We start from the raw sequence: 22,939 nt of genomic DNA, 5'->3' as shown, positions 1-22,939 counted from the left end.
CTATGCTTCTACTTTATCCAATTCAACTTTTAAATTATCTATGATAAACTCTTGCCTATCTGGTGTATTTTTACCCATATAAAACTCTAACAATTTTTCTATAGACGATGCTTTATCTAACATTACAGGCTCTAAACGAATGTCTTGGCCAATAAAATTTTTAAACTCGTCTGGTGAAATTTCACCCAAACCTTTAAATCGGGTAATTTCAGGTTTTGGTTTTAACTCTTCAATGGCGTCAATTCTTTCCTGATCGGTATAACAATAAATGGTTTTCTTTTTATTACGCACACGAAACAAGGGTGTTTGCAAAATATACAAATGTCCTTCTTTAATTAATTCGGGGAAAAATTGTAAGAAAAACGTAATCATTAGCAAACGAATGTGCATACCATCAACATCAGCATCGGTTGCTAAAACAATGTTGTTGTAACGTAAATCTTCATAATCTTCTTCGATGTTTAAAGCAGCTTGCAGTAAGTTAAACTCCTCATTTTCGTATACAATTTTTTTGGTCATTCCATACGTATTCAAAGGTTTTCCTCGTAAGCTAAAAACGGCTTGCGTATTAACATCGCGTGATTTGGTAATAGACCCCGAAGCCGAATTACCCTCTGTAATAAACAAGGTACTTTCTAAACTGCGCGGATTTTTAGCATCGGTTAAGTGCACACGGCAATCACGTAATTTTTTATTGTGTAAAGATGCTTTTTTAGCACGATCTTTAGCTAATTTCCTGATACCAGAAAGTTCTTTACGCTCGCGTTCGGCTTGAAGAATTTTACGTAATAAAGCATCGGCTACTTCTGGGTTTTTATGCAAGAAATTATCAAGTTTTGTTTTGATAAAATCATTTACAAAAGTACGCACTGTAGGCAAATTAGGTCCCATATCAGTTGATCCTAACTTGGTTTTGGTTTGCGACTCAAAAACAGGTTCTTCAACCTTTAACGAAATTGCAGAAACAATGGATTTACGAATATCAGATGCTTCGAAATTTTTATTATAAAACTCTTTTAAAGTACGTACAACCGCCTCTTTAAAAGCTGCTAAATGTGTACCCCCTTGCGTTGTATTTTGACCGTTAACAAACGAATAATACTCTTCAGAATACTGTGATTTGCTATGTGTTAAAGCAATTTCGATATCATTTCCTTCCAAATGAATAATTGGGTAAATCATATCATCTTCGGTAATGGTTTCTTGAAGTAAATCTTTTAATCCGTTTTCAGAGAAAAACTTTTCACCGTTATAAATAATGGTTAATCCTTTATTTAAATAACAGTAGTTTTTAAGCATCCGAACAATATAATCGTTACGGAATTTATAGTTTTTAAAGATGGTATCATCAGCAGTGAAAGTAACTTTTGTTCCTTTACGCTTTGTGGTCTCAACTAAATCTTCTTCTAAAGTTAAATTACCCGCACTAAATTCGGCTGCTTTTTGCTGATTATCACGTACAGATTCTACACGAAAAAAAGACGATAACGCATTAACGGCTTTTGTACCTACCCCATTTAAACCTACTGATTTTTTAAAGGCTTTTGAATCGTACTTACCACCGGTATTCATTCTTGACACTACTTCAACAACTTTACCCAAAGGAATACCACGACCGTAATCGCGTACTGATACAGTGCGATCTTTCACAGTAACTTCGATGGTTTTTCCAGCTCCCATTACAAATTCGTCGATACAGTTATCCAGTACCTCTTTTATAAGAATGTAAATACCATCATCGGGCGATGATCCATCACCTAATTTACCAATATACATTCCAGGGCGTGTACGAATATGTTCTTTCCAATCGAGTGATCGGATATTATCTTCAGTATACTGAGATTCTTGTTGCATAAAAAAGTAGTGATTTTCTGTAAAAATACAGATTTTTAAGCAGATTTAAAAGTATTTACTTTTGATTTGAAGCTAATTTCTCATTAATTTCTTGATCGGTTTTAGCAAACTTTACTTCTTCTTCTTTAAAAATAACTCGCATTGTATACGCATTGGGTTGAATAGGTTTTCCGTACATTTCGGAGTAATTTTTGGTAAAAACCGCACCAAAATAAAGAATAATGGCAGAATAATACACCCAAACCAAAATTATTAAGATAGAACCCGCAGCACCGTATAAATCCATTTTATCAGAATTACCTAAATACAAACCAATTCCCCATTTACCAATCATAAATAAAATAGCAGTAAAGCTAGAACCTACAATAGTTTCTTTCCAACCTAATTTACCATCGGGTAACGTTTTAAAAATAAATCCAAAAATAACAGTAATAATTAATGCCACAATGCCTGTATTTATCCACGAAGCTAGAGCTACTGTATCGCTGTGAAACAATCCACTTAAATAATCGTATAAATAATCAATTACCGTATTTACAATTAAACTGACTAAAAGGATAAATCCTAAGGCACCAACCATTGAAAAAGAAAGCAATCTATTAACAATAAAACGAATGAATCCTTTTTTAGGTTTGGGCTTAAGCTCCCAAATATAATTGATTGAACTTTGTATTTCGGCAAAAATTCCTGATGCTGAAAATAACAAAGTTATAACCCCAATAATAGTTGCAATGCTTAAATTATTAGATAGTTTGATGTTTTTAATGGCTTCTTGAATTTGAAATGCAGCTTTATCACCAACTAAATTTTGAATTTGACCAAAAAACTCGCCAGTCACCGCCTCTTCTCCAAAAAAATAACCTGCTAACGAAATAATTAAAATAGCTAATGGCGGTATAGAAAATATGGTATAATAAGAAAGTGAAGCACTTAATTTCATACAGTTATCATCGATAAACTCGTTTACCGAAACCTTAAATAAATTAAATATGCCTTTAAATTTATCTTTTACCATAATTATTTCTTGTATTGATAAAAAATTCCTTTATCCCAAAGTGTGAATAAACTTGCCTTTAATCCTGCAGATTTTAAGGCTCCGTTTGCCCAAGAATTACAAGTATAAAACAAACTGTACTTACCTTTTGCTTCGTAAAAAACATCATTTAAACCATAATTTTGGTCTGTATTTATCATTACAAATTTATCATTCTTTTGATCAAAACGTTCTAAAATAAAATTGCATAAAGCTTTGTACTGATCTTTGTTCAGTTTAATTTCTACACAATCTTCACCTGCAATTAATTTATCATGATAAGTAACATGCATGGCAGATTCACTCAAACCAAAAGCAGCATTAAAAGCAACAGACGCTTTTAAATCTTTCCATTCAGGTGTTTGTAAATAAAAGCCTTTATCGCCCCAACCAAAACCAACCCATTCAGCAGAAGTTCTTTTCCCAGGAGTTAAAGAAGTATCTAAATAAGTACGCCAATCATACGTTTCGTTAAAATACGGAACCACAATATCTGTATGCACTCCATTTGTTAAAATATAAATTGAAGTATTTTGATCCTTATTATCAGATTGATCTGAATTTACGGGAACATAAGACAACAGCGTAGCAATAATGGCATAAACTACCAAAACACCAAGCCCTATAAAAAGATAACCAATAATTTTCTTAACTATTTTCACAATTCTATTTTTATTTAAAAATACGAAATTTGATAAGAAAAGTACCTTTTTTTACTTTTTTATGGCAATATATTCTTGTTTTATTTGAAGAAAACTTTTTTTAGTTTGAATTAACTGATAGATAAAATGTTGCTGTACTACTTGATAATCATCAAATAACAAATGTTTAGCCCAAGATTCATCGGTTAAAATTTCACTTATTTTTTTTAAAACTCTAGCCGTTTCTGTTGCAGATCTTACAGTTACATTTGCTTTATCTGTGTTATTTATATGATTATAAGAAAATTTATCGGCACCTACATTTTCAATAAAAAATAAAGCTTCAGAATCATTGTTCTTATAAAAATTGGTCCAAGGGCAATATCCCCAAAAAGAGGTTTGCTGTTTAAAATCAATCCCATTTAAGCGCCATCTACAATTTCCTACTCTGCCCCAATGATTTGAATAACGATAAACTCCGTTAGTAGTAAAAAAATATTGACTGCCATGCTTGCTTATATATTGTGCTTTTTCGAAATTATCAGGTGCCGCAACCTTATTAAAAATGGCAAAAGTATGTTTGTAAAAATTAAAACGATTGTACATATTAAAATTTTATGCGGTAATCAAAGCCTAAAACATGTTCATAATTAAAACCACTTCCTGTTTGTCTAGTACTGTAAATAGATGGATTATAACGAATACCAACAAACATAACTGATGTTAATTGATAATGAAACAATGTAGAAAACCCAAACGTTTGATAATTTGTATAGAATTTAGTTGAATAATCATCATCGTCAGAAAACATAGGTACAACATTACCATAGTTTGGTTGTCTAAATACCTTGTAATTATACTCAGAATAAGTAAAAGAGGCGCCATAACTAACCTCAAATCGTTTCCAACGATGCCCATTACGCAAAGAAACATCATATTTATAAGACTCTCTATCGTTTGATGTCCACCACATAATATCGAAAACATTTCCTTTTACCGAAGTTTCAAAAGAGAAAAAGCGGTCATTTTTATAATAATAATCAAAACCTAAACCTAAACCAACACCCCCTACTGTATTAGTAAAACGATTTATTTTTTGATTTTCTTTAGATAAACCTATTAAAAATAAAGTAGGTGGCTGTAAATTAAACCTAAGAGTACCTTCGGTAGGATTAAATTTCTTAAATTCTTTGGCTTCACTAATTTTTCTTTTAGCATCGGCAGCAAAGAAACTAGTTTTAAATTTCTGATGTACAGAGTCTTTTTGAGCTTCGTCAACAATATTGCGTTTTGCTAAATATCGTTCAGCATTTAACTCATAAGTTTGCAAACTATCTTTATCGTTAAAAAAAATGTTTTTCTTATATCTAAAGCGCTTATGATTGGTTAAATCTACAATATAGCCAGCACCAAAAGCAGGTGCGTTTAAAACATTTCCTAAAACAAACAAAGCGCCGTGTCTTGCCTTTAATAAGGTATCAACTTGTTTTGTATTGGATTGATAAGACATTTTTAAAGGATTTTTACTACGCTTTACATAAATGTTGGCAGGCAAATTATAAACAGAATCATTTACGGTTACTTGAGCTGATTCTGCATTAGAAAAAACATACAATCGTTGATTTTTTGTTCCTAAAATAGTGCTGCATGATGTAAAAATAAGCGCACATAAAATAATGCAAGCTGTAAAAAAGTGTTTCATTTTGGTTTTTATTGGTTGAATTTTTTAGAAGATTTTGCTTTGAAACGAAAATCGATACCAAAGATATGATCAACACCTGTATTATTACTAGAACTACTGAATTTTAACAAAGAAGGTTGATAAAACGCACCAACATACAATCTTCTATTTAATTGATAAGCCGTTTTAATTTTTGGACTCAGGGTAAAATAACCTTCTTTGATATTAGGCTTTTGTTCTGTGATCAAATCTCCTGCAAATTCAGGTCTCTCACTACTACATCCTATACATCTAACAGACGTAAAATAAAAGAAATATTGGAAAGACAATCCATAACCTACTTCAAAACGATTCAATCTGTGATTATTTGTAATACTTAATTCTGGATTAGCAATCCTCGTTTTTAAAAAAATTGTTGAAAAAATTGGATCAAAAAAATTAGTTTTCAAAATAACATCGGCATTTACAAACATGTTATCCTTATAAAGATAATCCATTCCGTATCCTACTTTCATTAATCCTGCGGTATTCATTTTAGGTCCTTCTGGTCTAGCATTAAAAACAGTTAAACCTGGCAAAATGTAATTATGAATAATATCTCCTTTGGTTCTTAACTTATTTTTTTCAAAAGCTTTTGCGCGCTCTTCTCTACGAAGTTCTTGCGCATAATCTTCCATATAATCTTCATTCTCTGTAAAATATTTATGACGCGCCGCTCTCATTTCCTTTACCGTTAAGTTTTCATCAAAATAATTAAGATGAATGATCGATGGATATTCAAATCGTTTTTCATTGGTTACATCAATCAATAAACCAACGGGAGCAGCTATAGTCATAGGTAAATTTCCCCACACAAAAGCACCCTTACTTTTAGATTTTATAAGAAACTCTTTTGAAAGATTTAAACTATCGCTTTTTAATGTAAACTTTAAAGGTTTATTATCGCGTTTTACTTTTATAGATGCTGGTGAAGTATACAAACTATCGTTTAAAATAATAGTAGCATTTTTTATATTTGAGTAAACGGTTACATGCTTGTAATTATCATTTAAAAAAGTAGCACAAGACGTGATACTCAATAAAATACAAAGCATTGAGCTAAAGAATAATAGTTTTTTCATGTTTTTTGGTTTTTACCAAAAGTAGAAAAAAAAAGGATAAAAAAAAGTCGAATTTTAAAATTCGACTTTTTATTTAAACGTTAAAACGGAAATGCATTACATCACCATCTTTCACTATATATTCTTTACCTTCAACACGAAGTTTTCCTGCTTCTTTCACTTTAGCTTCAGATCCGTAAGATTCGTAATCATTAAAAGCAATTACTTCAGCACGAATAAATCCTTTTTCAAAATCGGTATGAATAACGCCTGCCGCTTTAGGTGCTGTATCACCTACATTAATGGTCCACGCACGCACTTCTTTTACACCTGCTGTAAAATATGTTTGCAAGTTAAGTAACTTATAAGCTGCACGAATTAAAACAGCCGACCCTGGTTCTGATAATCCCATATCTTCTAAGAAAACCTGACGTTCTTCATAACTTTCCAACTCAGTAATATCAGCCTCTGCACCAACCGATAAAATAATTACTTCAGCATCTTCATCCTTAACCAATTCTTTTACTTTATCAACATAAACGTTTCCATTTACTGCTGCATCCTCATTTACATTACAAACATAAAGAACAGGTTTTGCAGTAATTAATTGAAAAGCATCAAATAAAGCTTCTTCTTCTTGACTTTGAGGAGTAATAGTACGTGCTGATTTTGCTTGTAATAAAGCTTCGCGAATACGCTCTAACAAAGCTGCCTCAACTTGTGCTTCTTTGTTTCCTGTTTTTGCTGCTTTTTTTACTTTTTCTAAGCGCTTTTCAACCGTTTCTAAATCTTTTAATTGTAATTCAATATCAATGGTTTCTTTATCGCGAATAGGATCAACACTACCATCAACGTGCACAATATTATCATTATCAAAACAACGCAAAACGTGAATAATAGCGTTACACTCGCGTATATTTCCTAAAAATTGATTTCCTAAACCTTCGCCTTTACTTGCACCTTTAACCAAACCAGCAATATCAACTATTTCAACAGTTGCCATTTGCACGCGCTCTGGTTTTACCAATTCTTCTAACTTATTGATTCTTGGATCGGGTACATTTACCACACCAACATTAGGTTCTATAGTACAAAACGGAAAGTTAGCACTTTGCGCTTTAGCATTTGATAAACAGTTAAATAACGTTGATTTTCCTACATTTGGTAATCCTACAATTCCTGCTTTCATATATATGTATTATTATGTCGATTTTTGAAGTTGCAAATATATCTTTTTTTATTGAATTTTTTCGATATTACTTAACAGTTTGATTTATACATTTTAAAAAGTATATTTATAAAAAAATAACCTCTTATGAAAAAAACAGTTCTTTTGTTACTTACTTTTTTGCCTTTATTAGCAACATCTCAAACTCAGAAAAAATATTTCAATTTTGATGGAAAAGAAATTAGCTATAGTAAATTCAACGAAATTCAAAGCAAAGGTGTTTTGGTTGGACAAAATGAAGAAGGAACTACCTTTAAACTTATTAAAGAACGTGAAAGTAAAGGAAAAATTAAAGATTATAAAGAACTAATAAATAGCTTAAACGGTTCATTATCTACAAATTTAAGTTCCGAAAAACCGTTGTTTATTTATTATTATCCAGGACCTGATGCAGCAAATACTTCTAAAAACCCAAATCCTAATGGTCCTAAAATTTTCAAAGAAGAAACCGATGCTTTTGAAGATAAGTTGAACAAAACAATAGAAGGACAAACTTTATTTTTGTACAAAAAAGAATCTAGGAACGTGTATAAAAATCATGAATACATGCCATGGAAAAAAGATCCAAAAGGGGAAATAGAAAAACGTTTTTTTGCTGAATATCATTATTGGTATGCCAGCTTTGTAATTATTTTTCCTAATGGAGATTACAATACCTATTATGGTGAATTTTCATACAATAAAGTGTTTGATTATATTAAACAGTGGAAGAAAAACAATAAAGTAAAATAGTTGTTATTTTATACTTAAAGCACCACTAGGACATTTATTTACTTGCTCTATTATTTGATTTGAGGTTGCATTTTCAGGAACTATCCAAGGTCTATTTTTTGGATTGTAAACGTTAGGCAACATTTTTACACAAACACCTGCGTGTGCGCATAAATTTGGTTTCCATAAAATAGTAACTTCTCCGTTTGTATATTCGTGTACTTCCATTTTTATTTTAAAGTTTTCAGGAAAAAGCTGTATCGTCTGAATACTAAGCTTTTATAAAGATTATCAAAAAAGTCAGGTAACGATTTGGTAACGGTGCTTATTGCTTTGCTTTTCAATACGTTTCCGTTCGCTCAATAGCAAATATACTAAAAACCGTTCAAATTCACTTAGGTAATTATGAGTAGATCAAAAGTATTGTTTTTTTAACCTAATGTATCGCTGGTAAAAACTCCAACATCGGCGAACCGTCTGGATTGGTTACCACGGTCATCGCCAGATAGGTAGATATAGTATAAACGAGGTGTCAATGATAATGTTTTCCAATCGATATTTGACTGTGAAGCCACTTTAAATACAAACCTTTCGCCATTTTCTACCGTTTGGGGCAAGGTAAAATCCTGATCTACGGCTTTTGTAGTCGCAAAAGTGTCCTGCCATACAGCTGTCATATTTCCGTTCATATCGATTTTTATAATGCTTACGTACACTGTGCGAAGTAATCGGTTTTAGGAAACAGCCATCTATTTTCACCGTTCCGTTAAGTGGCGTTCCTACGGTTTGCTGGGCAGAAACCATAAATCCATTGAAAAAGGGAACAGCCTGCCATCGACAGAAAGATTCTTCTTTCCATTACCCCACAAGAACAAGAGGGGAAATGGAAAAGAAGATGTTATCGAAGATGCAGTCGTCCTATGCGATTCGCCTAAACCATTAGATGTGACGTTCAGATATAAATAAAGAATGACAATTAAACAAAAACAAATGAGGGATTTAAAAATCCTTAACTTTAATAAACTATAAATAATACATTATTCTACATTGTTTACTATTTTACGAAATAGAGATGATCTGTAGAATTGCCAAAATCACCACTCTCTACGGGAGGTAATTCTGTCCCTGTATATAGGATAACATCTTCCACCGCAACAATTCCTTGTGTAAAGGACGAATTTGTTTCCATCTTCCATATTTCTTTGCCATTTTTTGCTTCTAATGCATACAATGTTCCAGAAAAAGTCATTGAGTCTGAAACTTTTGTATTCCCAAAAATTAGGACATCATTAGCCACAATTAAGTTACTTGCAGCACCTTTAAATTGGCTCTTCCATTTTTCTTTTCCCGTTTCTATATCAACTCCATAAATATTAAGAACATCACCGGACTCCAAACTGGCAACATACACATATTCTTTTGCAACTACAGGAGAATATCCAACACTTTCTATTTTAAAAGTCCAAATATCCTTGCCATTTTCAAGATCAAGAGCGTGCAAAGAACCATCAACGTCTGATATAAAAACTTTACCTGCTCCAATGCTTGGATTTCCCGTAATTCCTTTGGCTACTTTCCAAACTTCTGTACCTGTTTTAGCGTCCAAAGCATAAAAGTAAGATTTATTGCCGCCAATGTACACTTTGTTATTATATATGGCTGGTAGACCTAGAAAGTTTTCTCCTTTTCCGCTCAGCAGTGTTGCTTTAAAATTCCAAAGTAAATTTCCATACTTGGTATCATAAGCAGAAAGTGTGTTGCCACCCACATAAATAATACCTTTATCAATTGTGATTCCAGAAACCAGGTTTGGTGGGGTCTCAATTTGCCATATTTTCTTTTGAGTTGTGACATTAACTGCTGTTAAATTTTTAGATCCTGCCAGATATAAAATATCACCATCAATAGCCAATTTGTTAACATGGAAGTCAATATCCAAACTCCATAGATCTTTTTCTTTTGCAATATCAAAGGCATATATGGTCCCTGCTCCTTCAAAATAGTATGCAATTCCTTTTGCGACAACAGGATAATATAAAGCCTGTTTCTTCACTTTAATCTCTGGCTTGTTTTTCATTACTTTTGCATTAACATACCCACTTCGCTGATTATTATTTGCTACTGTCCTCCAATTGCTTGATGCTTCGTTTGACTGTCCTAAGCAAGATGAAAAAACGAAAAATAATGATAGCAAGCAAATTTTTAATAACGTCATCTTGCAATTTTTTATTATAAACATAATCTATGGACGGTAAATCATTGTAAACATTAGCGAACCTGTTACCTCGATATTTCCCTGATCATCCGAGATCACTTTGATTGTATTGCTTGTTTCCGGATATTTTGCGTACCCTGGTATAGGTGTCGGATATATAAGTACGATATCTAATCTATGTCTAAAGCAGAGGGCACATTGGGAACCATAATAGTTTATGACTTCTTCTTTAATACCGTTTAAATATGCTTTCTGCAGTGGATTCAAGTTAAAGTTAGTTTCCATCCAACCTACAAAATCAAGTTCAATGGAGTCAGCCTCAATTAGCAACAGTTCATTTTCAAGATTGTAAAGTGATTCTAATTTATCTTCAACACCTTTTGGAGTAAATCGATATAAAGTCATAATTATATAATTTATATGGTTAGGATTTCGAACGTATTTGTTTCAAAAATTAAATATATTTTTTTATTTTTAGAAATCCAATAATATACACCATGTTATGAAAAAAACATATGTGCTTGATAACAGGGGGCTTAAACTCTTTATTTCTGTTGTTGGCTCACTCTATATTGTATTTCACGGCAGAAACGTTAATTTGCTCCACTCCCTGCAAGACCCAAATTTTTATATTGCATTTACTGTTAGTTTTCTCGAAGCACTTCTTCTTGTCAATGTAATTGACTATATCCATCATTGGCTTGATAAGAAATACGATTGGGCTCAAGAGAGTCTAAAACGTTCCATTGCCCAATTCACATTTGGGGTGGTATTTCCACTTATGATCGATTTCATTCTGATCTCTGTTTACTTTTATTTTTTAAACACGAATATTTTTGACAGCGGATTCTTACGCCACGATTTCCCGGTCATCGTACTCTTCGTCGTGGTGATCAATATGTACTATATCCTGACCTCCCTCTTTGCAGAAAAGGAAGTTTAGCGAAAATTATCATGGACAAGCAATTAGATATTGAAGATGTTCCAACGCAAGATTCTGTTCAAGATGAACCAGAAGGAACAGGTGGCAGAGTATCACTGTCAGCAAATGACAATATTGTAGCGATTAGTGCACAGAACAACGATGCAAACGGAATGAGCTCCAGTTATGTGAGGGTATTTAGGAATAATTCTGGAGTATGGACACAAATTGGGCAAAGTGTCAACGGAGAAGCGGCCTCAGATCAGTTTGGCGGAAGTATCTCTTTGTCAGCAGACGGGAGTAAATTGGCTGTAGGAACTGCTACTTTGAACAATTCTAATAAAGGTTACACAAAAGTGTATGATTTAGTAACTGTATTATCGTCTGACAGTTTCATAAAAGCTAGTTTTAATGTTTATCCCAACCCTGCATCAGAAATATTAAACATTACGTTAGAAAACGAATTGTTTTTGGAAAAAGTAATCATTTACAATAATTTGGGACAAATCGTAAAAACTACAAAAGGCAAAACAATTAACATTAGTTCATTTGCAAAAAGCTTATACCATGTTGAGGTTATAAGCAATAAAGGGAAAGCTTCTAAGAAAGTTATACTGAAATAAAACCATCACATTAGTTAAACAATATTTATATATACAACGGCAGAACCAATAATTCTGCCATTTTTTAATAAAAAATATCTAATTGTACTATAAAATACTGAATATTAGTTATTATATCGAATTTTTATTTTAAAAAAAATTAGTTAACCTGCTGTTTTTTTTGAAGATTATTTAAAGAAAACAGGGGTTTTCTTTTTTTTTCATAAAAATTAAAAAATTATCTATTTTTTATAGCAGTTAAACTTTTTAAAAGAGTATTTTTATAATGTCATTTATCTGAGGAAGAGAATTTTAATGGTGACATGACTCCGAAACTACATTGAACAGTAAATTCATTTCTCTTTCGTAGATAACCAAATCCGGTATTGTAGCAATGCTGGCAAATAAACACTAAAAGCAAGGCTTTTATCATATTTATATTAGTGCGTGTTTTACATGTGCTAGGGATTGTATTTTCTTTCTTGAAAGGAATTAGACACGTATACCTGTAGATGGTGAGATTTAAAATCAACAAGTAAAAATGTAAAATATGACGCTTTATGTACCTTATCTAATCTTCATTGGCATTAGTCTTTTTTCATTTATTACAGCCTTTATTGTAAGAAAAGTAAAGAATAACAAAAAAACAGTTGGGCGTCATGAAAAACTAATTAGAAATATCATACTATTTGCAGTTGGATATTATTTAATAAAGTTCATATTCGGGTGGCAATTAAATTGGTGTTTTGAGGCAGTTTTAGTACTCATTTTATGCATCTGTTTTGATTATGTAATAATTGTTAAAGAGCAATATTCACATAGATTACAAAATATATATTATCCTGTGAGGCTTTTGTTAATAGGAGTACCAATTGCATCCTTCGTTATTATTTTTTTTCTTGGAGGAATAACCTTAGGTTTTGGTTATGGACTTGGTTGTTTTGTTTTTCCAAAGGATCGTGCTTATGGGGAACAACATGTATATAAGAATTTATATATCTATAAAAGTGAAGACTGTAGAGAAGCTTTTGTGTTTAAAAAGAAATTACTATGTTTCGAAAAAGACGTTGCAAATATAGGTAGTTACTACGGTACAACATTTGGAGAAAATCGTAGTGAAGAGGATCCTATAACAGGATATATCAGCCGTAATAAAGATACTATATTTATTACTGGTAAAGATATTGAACCCCGCAGTCCTTTTCATATTAGAATAACGATATTAAATAATCAGAAAGTACAAATTGAGGATATATCTCCTATAAGCTATCCAATTTCAGAAGGAGAAACATTACAATTAGAATCTCACGGAAAAAAAATCATTCGATTATGAAAGAACTCATCCAAATACAGACAGATATCTTTAGAGCATCTTACGCCAATTCCCGCAGCCTTATTTTTTTAGCGGAAGGGTATAGCGAATCTGACGAATCTTTGTTTTATAGAGACGTATATGATCTTCTAAATAAATTGGAGAATTCATTTCCATTTTCCTGCCTGAAAGGAAATGGTAACCGTTATATGTTTTCTGTGTTTGTTTCTTTTTCCCCCAGTGTCCAATATGGATATGCAAACTCTCAGCAGGAAGCAGTTGGTAGAACGGTTTTTGAAACCTATTTTGAAAATGGAAAATTACATGTAAACCATACCAAAATAAACAGTTACATTGATGACCTTATATATACAGGTAGTCAAGGGAATGCCCCCTTTTTCGTTAAAAATTCTATACCGAAAGGAATAACTTTTCAAGTCGAAGGGCTACCAACCTTTGAGCAAAATAAGTTAGTTTTTATCCTATTACCAGAAGCAAACCGAACAGATATTGAGCTAGAGGTTGACGATATTGATACTTATTACTCCATTCTTACTTCAGTAGATAATCATTCGGAACAAATAATCCAGAAAGCTACGGGGCGAATTTTAGGCCTCGCAGATGAATTTGACCTTCCAGGTGCTGACTATTTGAAACCGGTCGATATACAGGGGGATTTTATTCTATCAAGATTTCCAAATTTATTTTACGCTCCAAATATTACTATTGGACCTAATCCAACTATTAATGATGATTTTCCCTGGAGATGGGGCTTTGATAAAAACTATAATTCGTCTATCCCTATTTTTAAAAATACGGCACCTGCTAATGTTAATAGGGATCTTCCTTTGTATAATGTCAGCTACACGGATATAGAACTCTGGGAAGGCGGTGGAGGTTTCCGAACAGATGTATATCGTTCAGCACCTGATTGTATAATGCGAAGAAAAATTGGAGATAATACATTGCCTCTTAAGGATCATAAAGTTGCATTTTGTCCTATTTGCAGAGAGTTACTGAGTAGTTTTTTAATAATAAAATGATTGTTATGGCTGAAAAAAATTTATTTCAAGATGATGTTGATTATATGGGAAGAGAAGAATCCTTATATAATAAAGTTTCGTGGAGTAATACTACCCCTTTATCTCCTAATGAACAGATCAAAGTTGTTCAGCTTTATAAACCTATGATTTTTGATTTTGAAGACAGAATAGTAGATCATACAATGAGACCCGGCAATAATTATTTCCATACATTAAACGCAAACAGTAGAAAATTATCTGTTATGTATAGGAATGAATATGGTGAGGATATACCTGTACAAAAGCCTCATTGGGATGGAACTCTAAATGTTACACATAACAATTTTTTGGCTATAGATAATTTGAACCTACTGACAAATATGTTAGGTGTAACACATAAACATACTGTACTTAAAAATATTTCATTCCAAGATATAGAACTCAAACTCGTTTTTAACAGAAATGATGGATCCACCTACAATCACTTTATACCATTAAATGCCCCCACCAATTACAGTGCTTGTATAGGAACCGAAGGAACTATAGGAGGAAATAAAAATGATTATCAAATGGGACTTGCGCAGCTCTTCTATTACTATTTGAAAATTGGTAACAGATATATCGGAGTCAAAGTTCAAATATCAATTGTTTTATTGTACCATGGAAATGATTTTGAACCGATGGGAGTCATCGATGCGGTTAAATTTTTCCCTCAAATAAAGTTTTCTTTCGATTCTAAACGAAAAGATGATCCTGATCTCCTGCCTAATTTTAATGCTTTTGTAGTTTATCCAGAAAATGACAACCGTTTTAACCTGCTCACTTTATCAGGATTACCGGCAGATATAGACATAGATAGTTGTAATGTTGACGGTTACAAAGCACGTGTCAAAATGACTGCAAATAATAATAGTATGCATCATGTCGACGTAAGAGATGATGGCTCAGGGAATAATATCGACTATAATCATTTTAGATATGCAAGAGATGAAGGGATCTCAATACCGAAGTTATTCGAAAAGTATTTTGATCTTTCTTTGCTAACTTCTAATATGCCAAGTTTTTTTACAGACAGTAACGGTTCGGAAGATGATGATAAATATAATATAAGAAAATTTCCGTTTTATCATCTATATGGCGCCGTAGCTCCGCCTACCTGGGCTTATATTTTTGATTACTTGAAGCCTAACTTAACAGAAGAACACGAGATTCAGGCAGTATATGGTATGCAAGATCGAGTATTGAAACCAGAAGTTTTTGAGAATGCAAGAAAAAAGACATATGGATGGCCCCAAAATTCAAATCCTGGCAACAAAACGATTACATTAATTAAAAAGGCAAGACAAGCGGAATATGACAATATTCATTTTCACGGTTATATGGGGAAATATGCGGATAATAATCAACCTGTCATCCATGCTCCAATTTGTGGATATTGTTGCTTTCATTTACACTGGCGTTGGTCGCAACTAAATTATAACTTAAATGCAATGAGTATGACAAGACTAGCTACTGCTGGAGGAAGCCCTAATAGGTTTAACGGTTGGGAAACATCAGGTAAAAAAAAAGGAGATGGATATGGTTTACCGTTGATTCCGCCTAATCAGTCTTTGAAGATAGCTGTAACAAATGAAAATAAAACACCTTTTGGCAGAGATTCAGTGTTGAATCCTACGGCTACTCCGGAAGAGCTGAACAGCAATATCAAAACAGTATGGTATTCTGTTGATTTGCTTGATTATCCTATTAGAAGTCAAACAGGACATTTAGTATTTGAACAAGGTGCCGGTTATGCGTTTAGATATAATCCACAAGCGGAAAGAATTTACAAAACCGTTAGAACGATAATAAACGTCATGAGGTATCAAGCTACTGTTTTCCCACCAGGCGTACCTCCGGTGATACCACCAGTAGTAGTTAACTTTTTAGCAGAAGTTTTAAATCATATGGAAACACCCGATATGTTTGAAGTTGTTTATCGATTAATGAGATTTTTTAATTGGGAGCCTCAACTTTCTGATGTTAATCAAGTTCCTAACGGGAATTACCACCCAAGTGTAACTGAACCTTCAATGGAAAAATTATGATAGCAGCATTTAAACCCATCATATTTGTAGCAGGAAGAATTATTGATGATTTTGAGCAATCACTTAATAATATAGATGATTTTCAGTACCTATTAAATAAAAATGGTTGGGTAGTGGATAACATCTCTGTATCACAATTAGAGTTAGTCCGAAATACTATTAATATTTCTGATTCTGTTCAGCAAATAAAGGATCTATTGGCACAAATTAAGTCAAGTAAGGATAATTTTAACAATTTGTGGGATCAGATATTTCCAATTATTCAAAATACTTATCAAATAATTGATAATATTGTTAATGTTTCTTCCAATTCATTTTCATTTTTTCCATTTAATCAGCCTAATTTTTGGACTGAGTTTGGGGCGAATTTGTTTGATACTTTTTTTTCGAAGTATTTAAAAATAGAATCTAAAGTTTTATTTTCTGTTCTTTATTTATCAGATATAATTACTGAAACTACATATTATCCTGTAGGTGACAAACGTATACCGTATATAAAATATAAGATTAACTGGTCTCAATTAGGGATACTTGTTACCAAACCCCAAAATCTAATAAATACAGCATACAATTGGGACGATCCTTCAGGACTAAACTATGATAAAGTGTTTTCGAAACTGAATACCGCCATAAATCTTTTTGGTGGCAATTCGGAGAGAATATTAATTGATAAAAGTAACCATGAACGTTTTTATTTACATAATACCCACTTATCGGATTTTGGTGTTGAGCAATTAAATATAAATATTTTACAATATTGGGAACCATTCATTAACAACTACAAAGAACTAAAGTTAAATATTATCCCCGTTCCTAAAAGTGATTTAAGCCAAACTATTGATGGTCTTGCATTGCAATTAGCAAGAGCAGGAGCTTACGAAAGCACTTTTATGTTATCTCCTTCATTTTACACATCGATTGATAGTAAGTTAGGTAAATCCGACTATTTGTTACTTAAAGTTCTGCCTGATAGTACTCAATTTTTAACAAATTTCTCAGCGTTAGATTTTAACACGGAGTTTAACTTTACCTACCTTCCACAGCCGTCAGTATTATTGTTCGGAACAAGAGCTACAAGCAGGTTAGAGTTTATGGGAGTTGATTTTTCGCTCTCAGTATTAGGAGAATATAATAATCCTGAGTTTATCATTAAAATTGGTAACGGAAAACATGTCAATGTTCCTTTTTTAAATTTCACATTTGAACCGAGTAACGCAGATAATTTCATTCAAAAGATTATTGGTGCAAATCCTTTTTCATTGGCTCTTGGTGGCGCACTACGATGGTCTTCTAAATTTGGTTTTGGATTTGAAGGAAATACAAGTTTTTCAATTGAGATACCTCTAAAAGATCAACGAAAAAATAAAGATTCTTCAACTCCAATACAATTGGAAACATTACGAATAGCATTTGCTACAAATGGAGAGAACACTGATTTAAATTTGGGTCTTGATTTTAATCTTAATCTTTCTGTTGTAAAAGCAAGTGTACGAAACATAGGATTAAAGTTACGTTTGAGTGATAAAGAAGGCTCTAACGGAAAAGGAATTTTTAATAATCTGGATTTTAATTTAGGTTTCAAATTTCCCGATGGCGTAGCTTTAGAGATCGATGCCCCACCGGTAAAAGGCGGTGGTTTCTTGAACTATGATCAGGCAACATCCACCTATACAGGAGGATTGGAATTGCAATTCTCCAAAATATCATTCTCCGCAATAGGTATTATCAGTACTAAATTACCAGGAGGTGAAAAAGGTTACTCCTTACTGGTTATAGTATCTGTCGAGTTCACACCTCTACAAATCGGTATGGGATTCACCATCAACGGTATTGGTGGATTGCTCGGATTACACCGAACATCAAACCCCGATGTTCTTCGTGCGGGAATCAGATACAATACGTTGGATCATATCCTTTTTCCAAAAAATATTGTTCAAAACGCGAATACCATTATCAGTAATTTAGGTCAGGCATTTCCTGCTCGCAAAGATCAGTTTATGCTTGGACCAATGGCTAAAATAGGTTGGGGTACACCAACTTTGCTTACCATTGACATAGGAATTGTGATTGAACTTCCTGATCCTGTTCGCTTAATTATTTTAGGAATACTTCGAGCTCAATTGCCAAGTGCACAAAATCCTATTTTACAGATACAGGTTAATTTCTTGGGTATTATAGATTTTAAAGAAAAGTATTTGTCGTTTGATGCCACATTGTATGACTCCAAGATTCTTACGTTTGGTCTTTTTGGAGATATGGCACTGCGCCTGAATTGGGGAGACCGACCAAATTTCTTATTGTCGGTTGGAGGATTCCACCCATCTTATACGCCACCACCATTAAATCTTCCTTCAATGCAGCGTTTAACCATTGTATTGGCAGATGAGAAGAACTTAAAAATATCAGTGGAGTCTTATTTTGCCGTTACATCCAACTCAGCACAGTTTGGAGCCCGAGTCTATGCAATGGCAAAAGCCTGGAAGATAATTGCGGAGGGGGAACTTTGGTTTAATGTACTGTTTCAGTTCTCTCCTTTCTATTTTGCCGCGGATATGGGAGTTAAGTTTGCTATTAAAATGGGAAGCAAAACCTTACTAGGGATCTATGTTGCATTGATGCTGGAAGGTCCGGATCCTTGGCGTGCGCAAGGTCAGGCTGCATTCAAGATATTGCTTGTTAAAGTTAAAGTTCGTTTCGATGCGACCTTTGGTCGCCAGCGTGCAGAAGCTATCGAGGCAGTAAAAGTAGATGATAAGATTAAAGAAGCATTAATGTTGCAGGATAATTGGGAAGCATTACTTCCCTATCAAAATAACCAGATGGTTGCCTGGCGAAAAGAAGCAGAAACTGAAGTACAGTCTGTTGACCCATCAGGTGCTATTAAGATCAGCCAGCGCGTGATGCCACTTAATACCGTAATGCATAAATTTGGCTCTGCCGCGATCAGCGACTTTAACCAGTATAAAATCAATACTACTAGCGTTAGGATAGAAAACATGATTGTACCTGCTGAGAGGGTACAAGATTATTTTGCCAGAAGTGAGTTCAGTAATATGACTGACGAAGAAAAATTGTCACGTGATGGTTACGAACTATTTGATAGCGGTGTACTTGTAGGCTCGAATGAGAATCAGTCTTCTCAATATGCTGTCCACAAACATAGTACTTTTGAAGAAATCACCATGGATAGCGGATACCGACGTAAGGAAGATACCAAATTCGCAATAAGCGAAGAAAGACTGAAAATTGACAGTTTCCGTGGTTATACAACCCGTACAGGTCTTTCAAGAGCAAGGCTTCGTACCACAAGCGTTGGTCCGGCAAAGATTAAGCTTTCTATAAAAGAGGGTGAGTTTGTACTGGCAAACCGTAACAACCTGCAGCAGGTAGGTGGAGGAATTTCTTTTGCAAACTCAATGGACGCAGAAAGATATTTGCAGCAGCAGAAAGTACTGTCGCCTTCAACCGTAGAGCATTGGATTATTGCCAACCGATACGAACTGGCTTGATAACTATTAAACATTTTATGAACGATATATTCTGTAAACTATGAACGCATACTATTCTTTTTTACCATATATAAGAAACGGACTAAGCAACTTTCTTACTGTTGACGATTTACCTAACGGCAACTCGCCTACACAGCGCAGCAGTTTTAGCTTAAGTATCGGTTTAGAGGCGACAGCTGTAAGTGGAGGAACCCAGAATACCACTATATCTAAAGATTTTGCCCTTAAGGGGCCAGGTGATGTAATCGGAATCAATAAAAACGAAATCGTTAAAGTAAGTCCAGAAAACTGGGTAACTAATTTTGAACCGAACTATCTCCCGTTTATAGAATTTTACGATGAAGATTTCTGTTGGAGGTATACTCCTGCAAAGTTTCGTAAAGATGGAACTTCATCTCAGTTTGAATACCGTTTGCGTCCCTGGATGACCTTGGTTGTACTGATGGATGACGAGTTCGAGTTGCTTACAACTCCTGAAGGGAAACCGTACATTAAAATAAAGAAACCCGCAAGCGATTTATTTCCATCTCAAGAAAGTTTGTGGGCGTGGGCACATGTTCACGTAAATGAAAATTTAGCGGTTGGTGACGGAGCAATTGGAAATAACGATGCTGCTATTGCACAAGCTGTAGCGAAGCTTAAAAATACTGTTTTAAAACGAAATCCTGAAAAGGTAATTTCTCGATTAGTATCACCTCGCCGATTGATGCCTGATACAGGATATACTGCATTCGTAATCCCAACTTTTGAAACGGGTAGACGAGTAGGAATGGGTATGGATCCTTTCAGTGGTTCGAGCGTACAGGAACAGCAAGGTGCTTGGAATGCCAGCACACCCGTTGATACGGAATTCCCGGTTTATCATCATTGGTATTTTAAAACCGGAGGGTCGGGTGATTTCGAAACACTGGTGCGTCTTGTTAAGCCGCGCATCTTACCACAAAGCGTAGGTACAAGGGAAGTTGACTTGCAAAAAAGCAACAATCCCCGACTGGAAAGTGTGGAAGCACCAATACCTGTTATTAAAATGAGAGGTATTGTAGAACCACTTAATGCTAACACTGTTGAACCTTGGGATCTCAGCGACAACAACTTGTATACTAAAGAATTGAGAGGTATTATTAATGAGCCTACCAAAATTCTTAAAAAGGAACAGATTGGTGACCCGATTATAGCTCCGCCAATTTATGGCAGATGGCATGCTGCACAGGATGAAGTACCAGAAGTTGGTTCCTCAGATGCCAACTGGCTTCAAGAAGTCAACCTTGATCCGAGGTATCGAATATTTGCGGGTGCGGGTGTGGAAACAATAAGACGGAATCAGGAAGATTACATGAATACGGCTTGGGAACAGATCGGTGATGTACTGGAAGCAAACCGTAAAATGAACCAGCTGAAACTAACTAAAATTACAAATCAGGCAATCTATGACCGACATTTGGTGTCTTTAAGAGATGAATTACTTTTGAACATCTCAGCACCTGCTCATACCAGAATGATCAATATGCCGAGACAGTTGACAGTTTTTGGAGAAGTTGATAACAGTAGAATTCCCGTTTCGGTATTATCTGGGGCTTTTAGAAGAATTACAAGAGCAAATAGTACCCTGACAAGAGCTGTCTCACTAACAAGCGGTGAAATAGGGACAGCAGAACTTATCAGTGAAATCAATAACGGAAATGTGCAAATTGCTATGCCTTATCAGGCACCGGCGGGGCAGATACCTTATAACATATGGTCTCCTGCACAGTTGACACCCGCATTTACATTTTCTCTTCCGCAAAATGCAGGATTCCAGTTTTCAAATCCTGGAACCATTATTTCAAACCCTGCTCCAGGACCAATTTCGCAACCTGTAAGGACTATGGTAGAATCTATAGCATCTCTTCATGACATCATACAGCAGCTTCCGGATTATAGTTTTCCACAAAGTCCGATGTTGTCGATGAATCAGATGAGAAATATTATCCTTACAAGAACAGAACCTATATCTAATGCGCTGGCTATTGCAAATAACTTCATCAAACTAAATGATGTTCAAGGTATTCCCGTACAGATATTGAATACAAACACTATAATGGCAGCACCTAAAATTAGTACACCCATGTATAAAGAGTTGGCAAAACTGTCACCGGATTGGATTATGCCCGGATTGGGAAGTATTGAAATGAATTCTATCAACTTATTGAATGTAAATCAGAAATATTTAGAAGCCTATATGCTTGGCTTAAATTATGAAATGGGACGTGAACTGATGTGGCGAGGATATCCGACGGATCAAAGGGGTACATATTTTTCTTTTTTCTGGGGATATGACAGTTCTATCAAGAATCTTCAAATAACGAATGATAACGAACAGATATACAACCTGAATAATTACAGGGATATAGAAGACATACATAAATGGCGTGTAGATCCAAACTTTATTACTTCTCCACTTACCAAACTGGGGTCAAACAGTGCGAGAACTGCGGGACCTCCGTTATTGGTTATGACAATCCGTGCAGAGCTTCTTCGCAAGTATCCAGGAACGATCATTTATCTGCAAAAAGCACAGTATCTTGGACCGGATCAACCTCGAAAAGCAATGCCAGGAACAGAAGTTTATCCTTTGTTTTCAGGAAAAATAGAGCCGGATATCGTGCTATTAGGATTTCCTATTAACGGCGATGATATTAAGGGCACCGGCTATGGAACAGGAAATGAAGGTTATTTTGTAGTGTTTCAGGAAAGATCAACAGAAATACGTTTTGGTGCCGACGAATCGGATGCACCTGTCAGTACAAACATATCGACTTGGGATGAACTAAGTTGGAAAGATATTAAGGATAATCCTAATAGTGACGGGTTTATTAATCTTGCAAAACAAATAACCAGTTCTGCCAACCCGGATGGAATTGTGTGGAACTGGAACGGAGCAACCATTGCTTATGCCCTTCATCAGTCACCAGTTAAACTCAATGTCCATGCACAGGATCTGGTGCCAGACAATCAAAGTATACAATAAATAACCTTATAAACA

19 protein-coding genes are annotated in these 22,939 nt (G+C 34.2%); 8 read left to right on the top strand and 11 right to left on the bottom strand.

The features are described 5' to 3' along the window. From H1R17_RS09665 to ychF, 7 genes are all read right to left on the bottom strand, one after another. Positions 1-1,854, bottom strand: a complete 1,854-nt coding sequence (locus H1R17_RS09665) for a DNA topoisomerase IV subunit B (protein ID WP_163432634.1) — start codon at positions 1,852-1,854, stop codon at positions 1-3. Between the two features lie 55 nt (positions 1,855-1,909). Next, positions 1,910-2,869 (bottom strand): YihY/virulence factor BrkB family protein, encoded by a 960-nt coding sequence (locus tag H1R17_RS09660; protein WP_163432633.1) that lies wholly within the window; start codon positions 2,867-2,869, stop codon positions 1,910-1,912. 2 nt (positions 2,870-2,871) lie between these two features. Then, on the bottom strand, positions 2,872-3,549 hold the full coding sequence (locus tag H1R17_RS09655) for a TIGR02117 family protein (protein ID WP_163432632.1): 678 nt from the start codon (positions 3,547-3,549) through the stop codon (positions 2,872-2,874). A 51-nt stretch (positions 3,550-3,600) separates the two neighbouring features. Continuing rightward, complete coding sequence (locus H1R17_RS09650) at positions 3,601-4,134, bottom strand: hypothetical protein (RefSeq protein ID WP_163432631.1); 534 nt, start codon at positions 4,132-4,134, stop codon at positions 3,601-3,603. A gap of 1 nt (position 4,135) precedes the next feature. Further along, on the bottom strand, positions 4,136-5,230 hold the full coding sequence (locus tag H1R17_RS09645) for a hypothetical protein (protein ID WP_163432630.1): 1,095 nt from the start codon (positions 5,228-5,230) through the stop codon (positions 4,136-4,138). Positions 5,231-5,238: 8 nt separating this feature from the next. Beyond that, positions 5,239-6,330, bottom strand: a complete 1,092-nt coding sequence (locus tag H1R17_RS09640) for a hypothetical protein (protein WP_163432629.1) — start codon at positions 6,328-6,330, stop codon at positions 5,239-5,241. Between the two features lie 73 nt (positions 6,331-6,403). Then, entirely contained in the window at positions 6,404-7,498 is a 1,095-nt protein-coding gene (gene ychF, locus H1R17_RS09635; protein ID WP_163432628.1) for a redox-regulated ATPase YchF, read from the bottom strand. A gap of 126 nt (positions 7,499-7,624) precedes the next feature. Between ychF and H1R17_RS09630 the strand changes: the two genes are divergently transcribed. Continuing rightward, complete coding sequence (locus tag H1R17_RS09630) at positions 7,625-8,269, top strand: hypothetical protein (RefSeq protein WP_163432627.1); 645 nt, start codon at positions 7,625-7,627, stop codon at positions 8,267-8,269. Positions 8,270-8,272: 3 nt separating this feature from the next. Here the strand turns inward: H1R17_RS09630 and H1R17_RS09625 are convergent, their stop codons facing one another. From H1R17_RS09625 to H1R17_RS09610, 4 genes are all read right to left on the bottom strand, one after another. Continuing rightward, positions 8,273-8,476, bottom strand: coding sequence for a (4Fe-4S)-binding protein (locus H1R17_RS09625; RefSeq protein WP_163432626.1), 204 nt, complete (start codon positions 8,474-8,476; stop codon positions 8,273-8,275). Positions 8,477-8,679: 203 nt separating this feature from the next. After that, positions 8,680-8,937 (bottom strand): hypothetical protein, encoded by a 258-nt coding sequence (locus H1R17_RS09620; RefSeq protein ID WP_163432625.1) that lies wholly within the window; start codon positions 8,935-8,937, stop codon positions 8,680-8,682. A 365-nt stretch (positions 8,938-9,302) separates the two neighbouring features. After that, positions 9,303-10,463 carry a PQQ-binding-like beta-propeller repeat protein gene (locus tag H1R17_RS09615; RefSeq protein WP_163432624.1) on the bottom strand — a complete coding sequence of 387 codons (1,161 nt, stop codon included), beginning with the start codon at positions 10,461-10,463 and terminating at the stop codon, positions 9,303-9,305. A 27-nt stretch (positions 10,464-10,490) separates the two neighbouring features. Continuing rightward, entirely contained in the window at positions 10,491-10,868 is a 378-nt protein-coding gene (locus H1R17_RS09610; protein WP_163432623.1) for a hypothetical protein, read from the bottom strand. A gap of 97 nt (positions 10,869-10,965) precedes the next feature. Here H1R17_RS09610 and H1R17_RS09605 point away from each other — a divergent pair, with 97 nt between their 5' ends. From H1R17_RS09605 to H1R17_RS09575, 7 genes are all read left to right on the top strand, one after another. After that, entirely contained in the window at positions 10,966-11,406 is a 441-nt protein-coding gene (locus H1R17_RS09605; RefSeq protein WP_163432622.1) for a hypothetical protein, read from the top strand. A gap of 11 nt (positions 11,407-11,417) precedes the next feature. After that, complete coding sequence (locus H1R17_RS09600) at positions 11,418-12,008, top strand: T9SS type A sorting domain-containing protein (protein ID WP_163432621.1); 591 nt, start codon at positions 11,418-11,420, stop codon at positions 12,006-12,008. Positions 12,009-12,537: 529 nt separating this feature from the next. Beyond that, on the top strand, positions 12,538-13,320 hold the full coding sequence (locus tag H1R17_RS09595; RefSeq protein WP_163432620.1) for a hypothetical protein: 783 nt from the start codon (positions 12,538-12,540) through the stop codon (positions 13,318-13,320). Beyond that, positions 13,317-14,342 (top strand): hypothetical protein, encoded by a 1,026-nt coding sequence (locus H1R17_RS09590; protein WP_163432619.1) that lies wholly within the window; start codon positions 13,317-13,319, stop codon positions 14,340-14,342. Before H1R17_RS09595 ends, H1R17_RS09590 begins: the two co-directional genes overlap by 4 nt. Before the next feature lie 5 nt (positions 14,343-14,347). Continuing rightward, on the top strand, positions 14,348-16,408 hold the full coding sequence (locus tag H1R17_RS09585) for a hypothetical protein (protein WP_163432618.1): 2,061 nt from the start codon (positions 14,348-14,350) through the stop codon (positions 16,406-16,408). Next, the gene (locus tag H1R17_RS09580) at positions 16,405-19,917 is read left to right on the top strand and encodes a DUF6603 domain-containing protein (RefSeq protein ID WP_163432617.1); all 3,513 of its coding nucleotides are present in this window, start codon (positions 16,405-16,407) and stop codon (positions 19,915-19,917) included. The genes H1R17_RS09585 and H1R17_RS09580 overlap by 4 nt, the downstream gene beginning before the upstream one ends. 40 nt (positions 19,918-19,957) lie before the next feature. Then, positions 19,958-22,924 (top strand): hypothetical protein, encoded by a 2,967-nt coding sequence (locus H1R17_RS09575; RefSeq protein ID WP_163432616.1) that lies wholly within the window; start codon positions 19,958-19,960, stop codon positions 22,922-22,924. Positions 22,925-22,939 lie beyond the last annotated feature (15 nt).

This window comes from Flavobacterium sp. xlx-214, assembly GCF_013874595.1.
Taxonomy (GTDB): Bacteria; Bacteroidota; Bacteroidia; order Flavobacteriales; family Flavobacteriaceae; genus Flavobacterium.
Note: the sequence above shows the minus strand (reverse complement) of the source record. Positions and strands in the feature narration are given on the sequence as shown.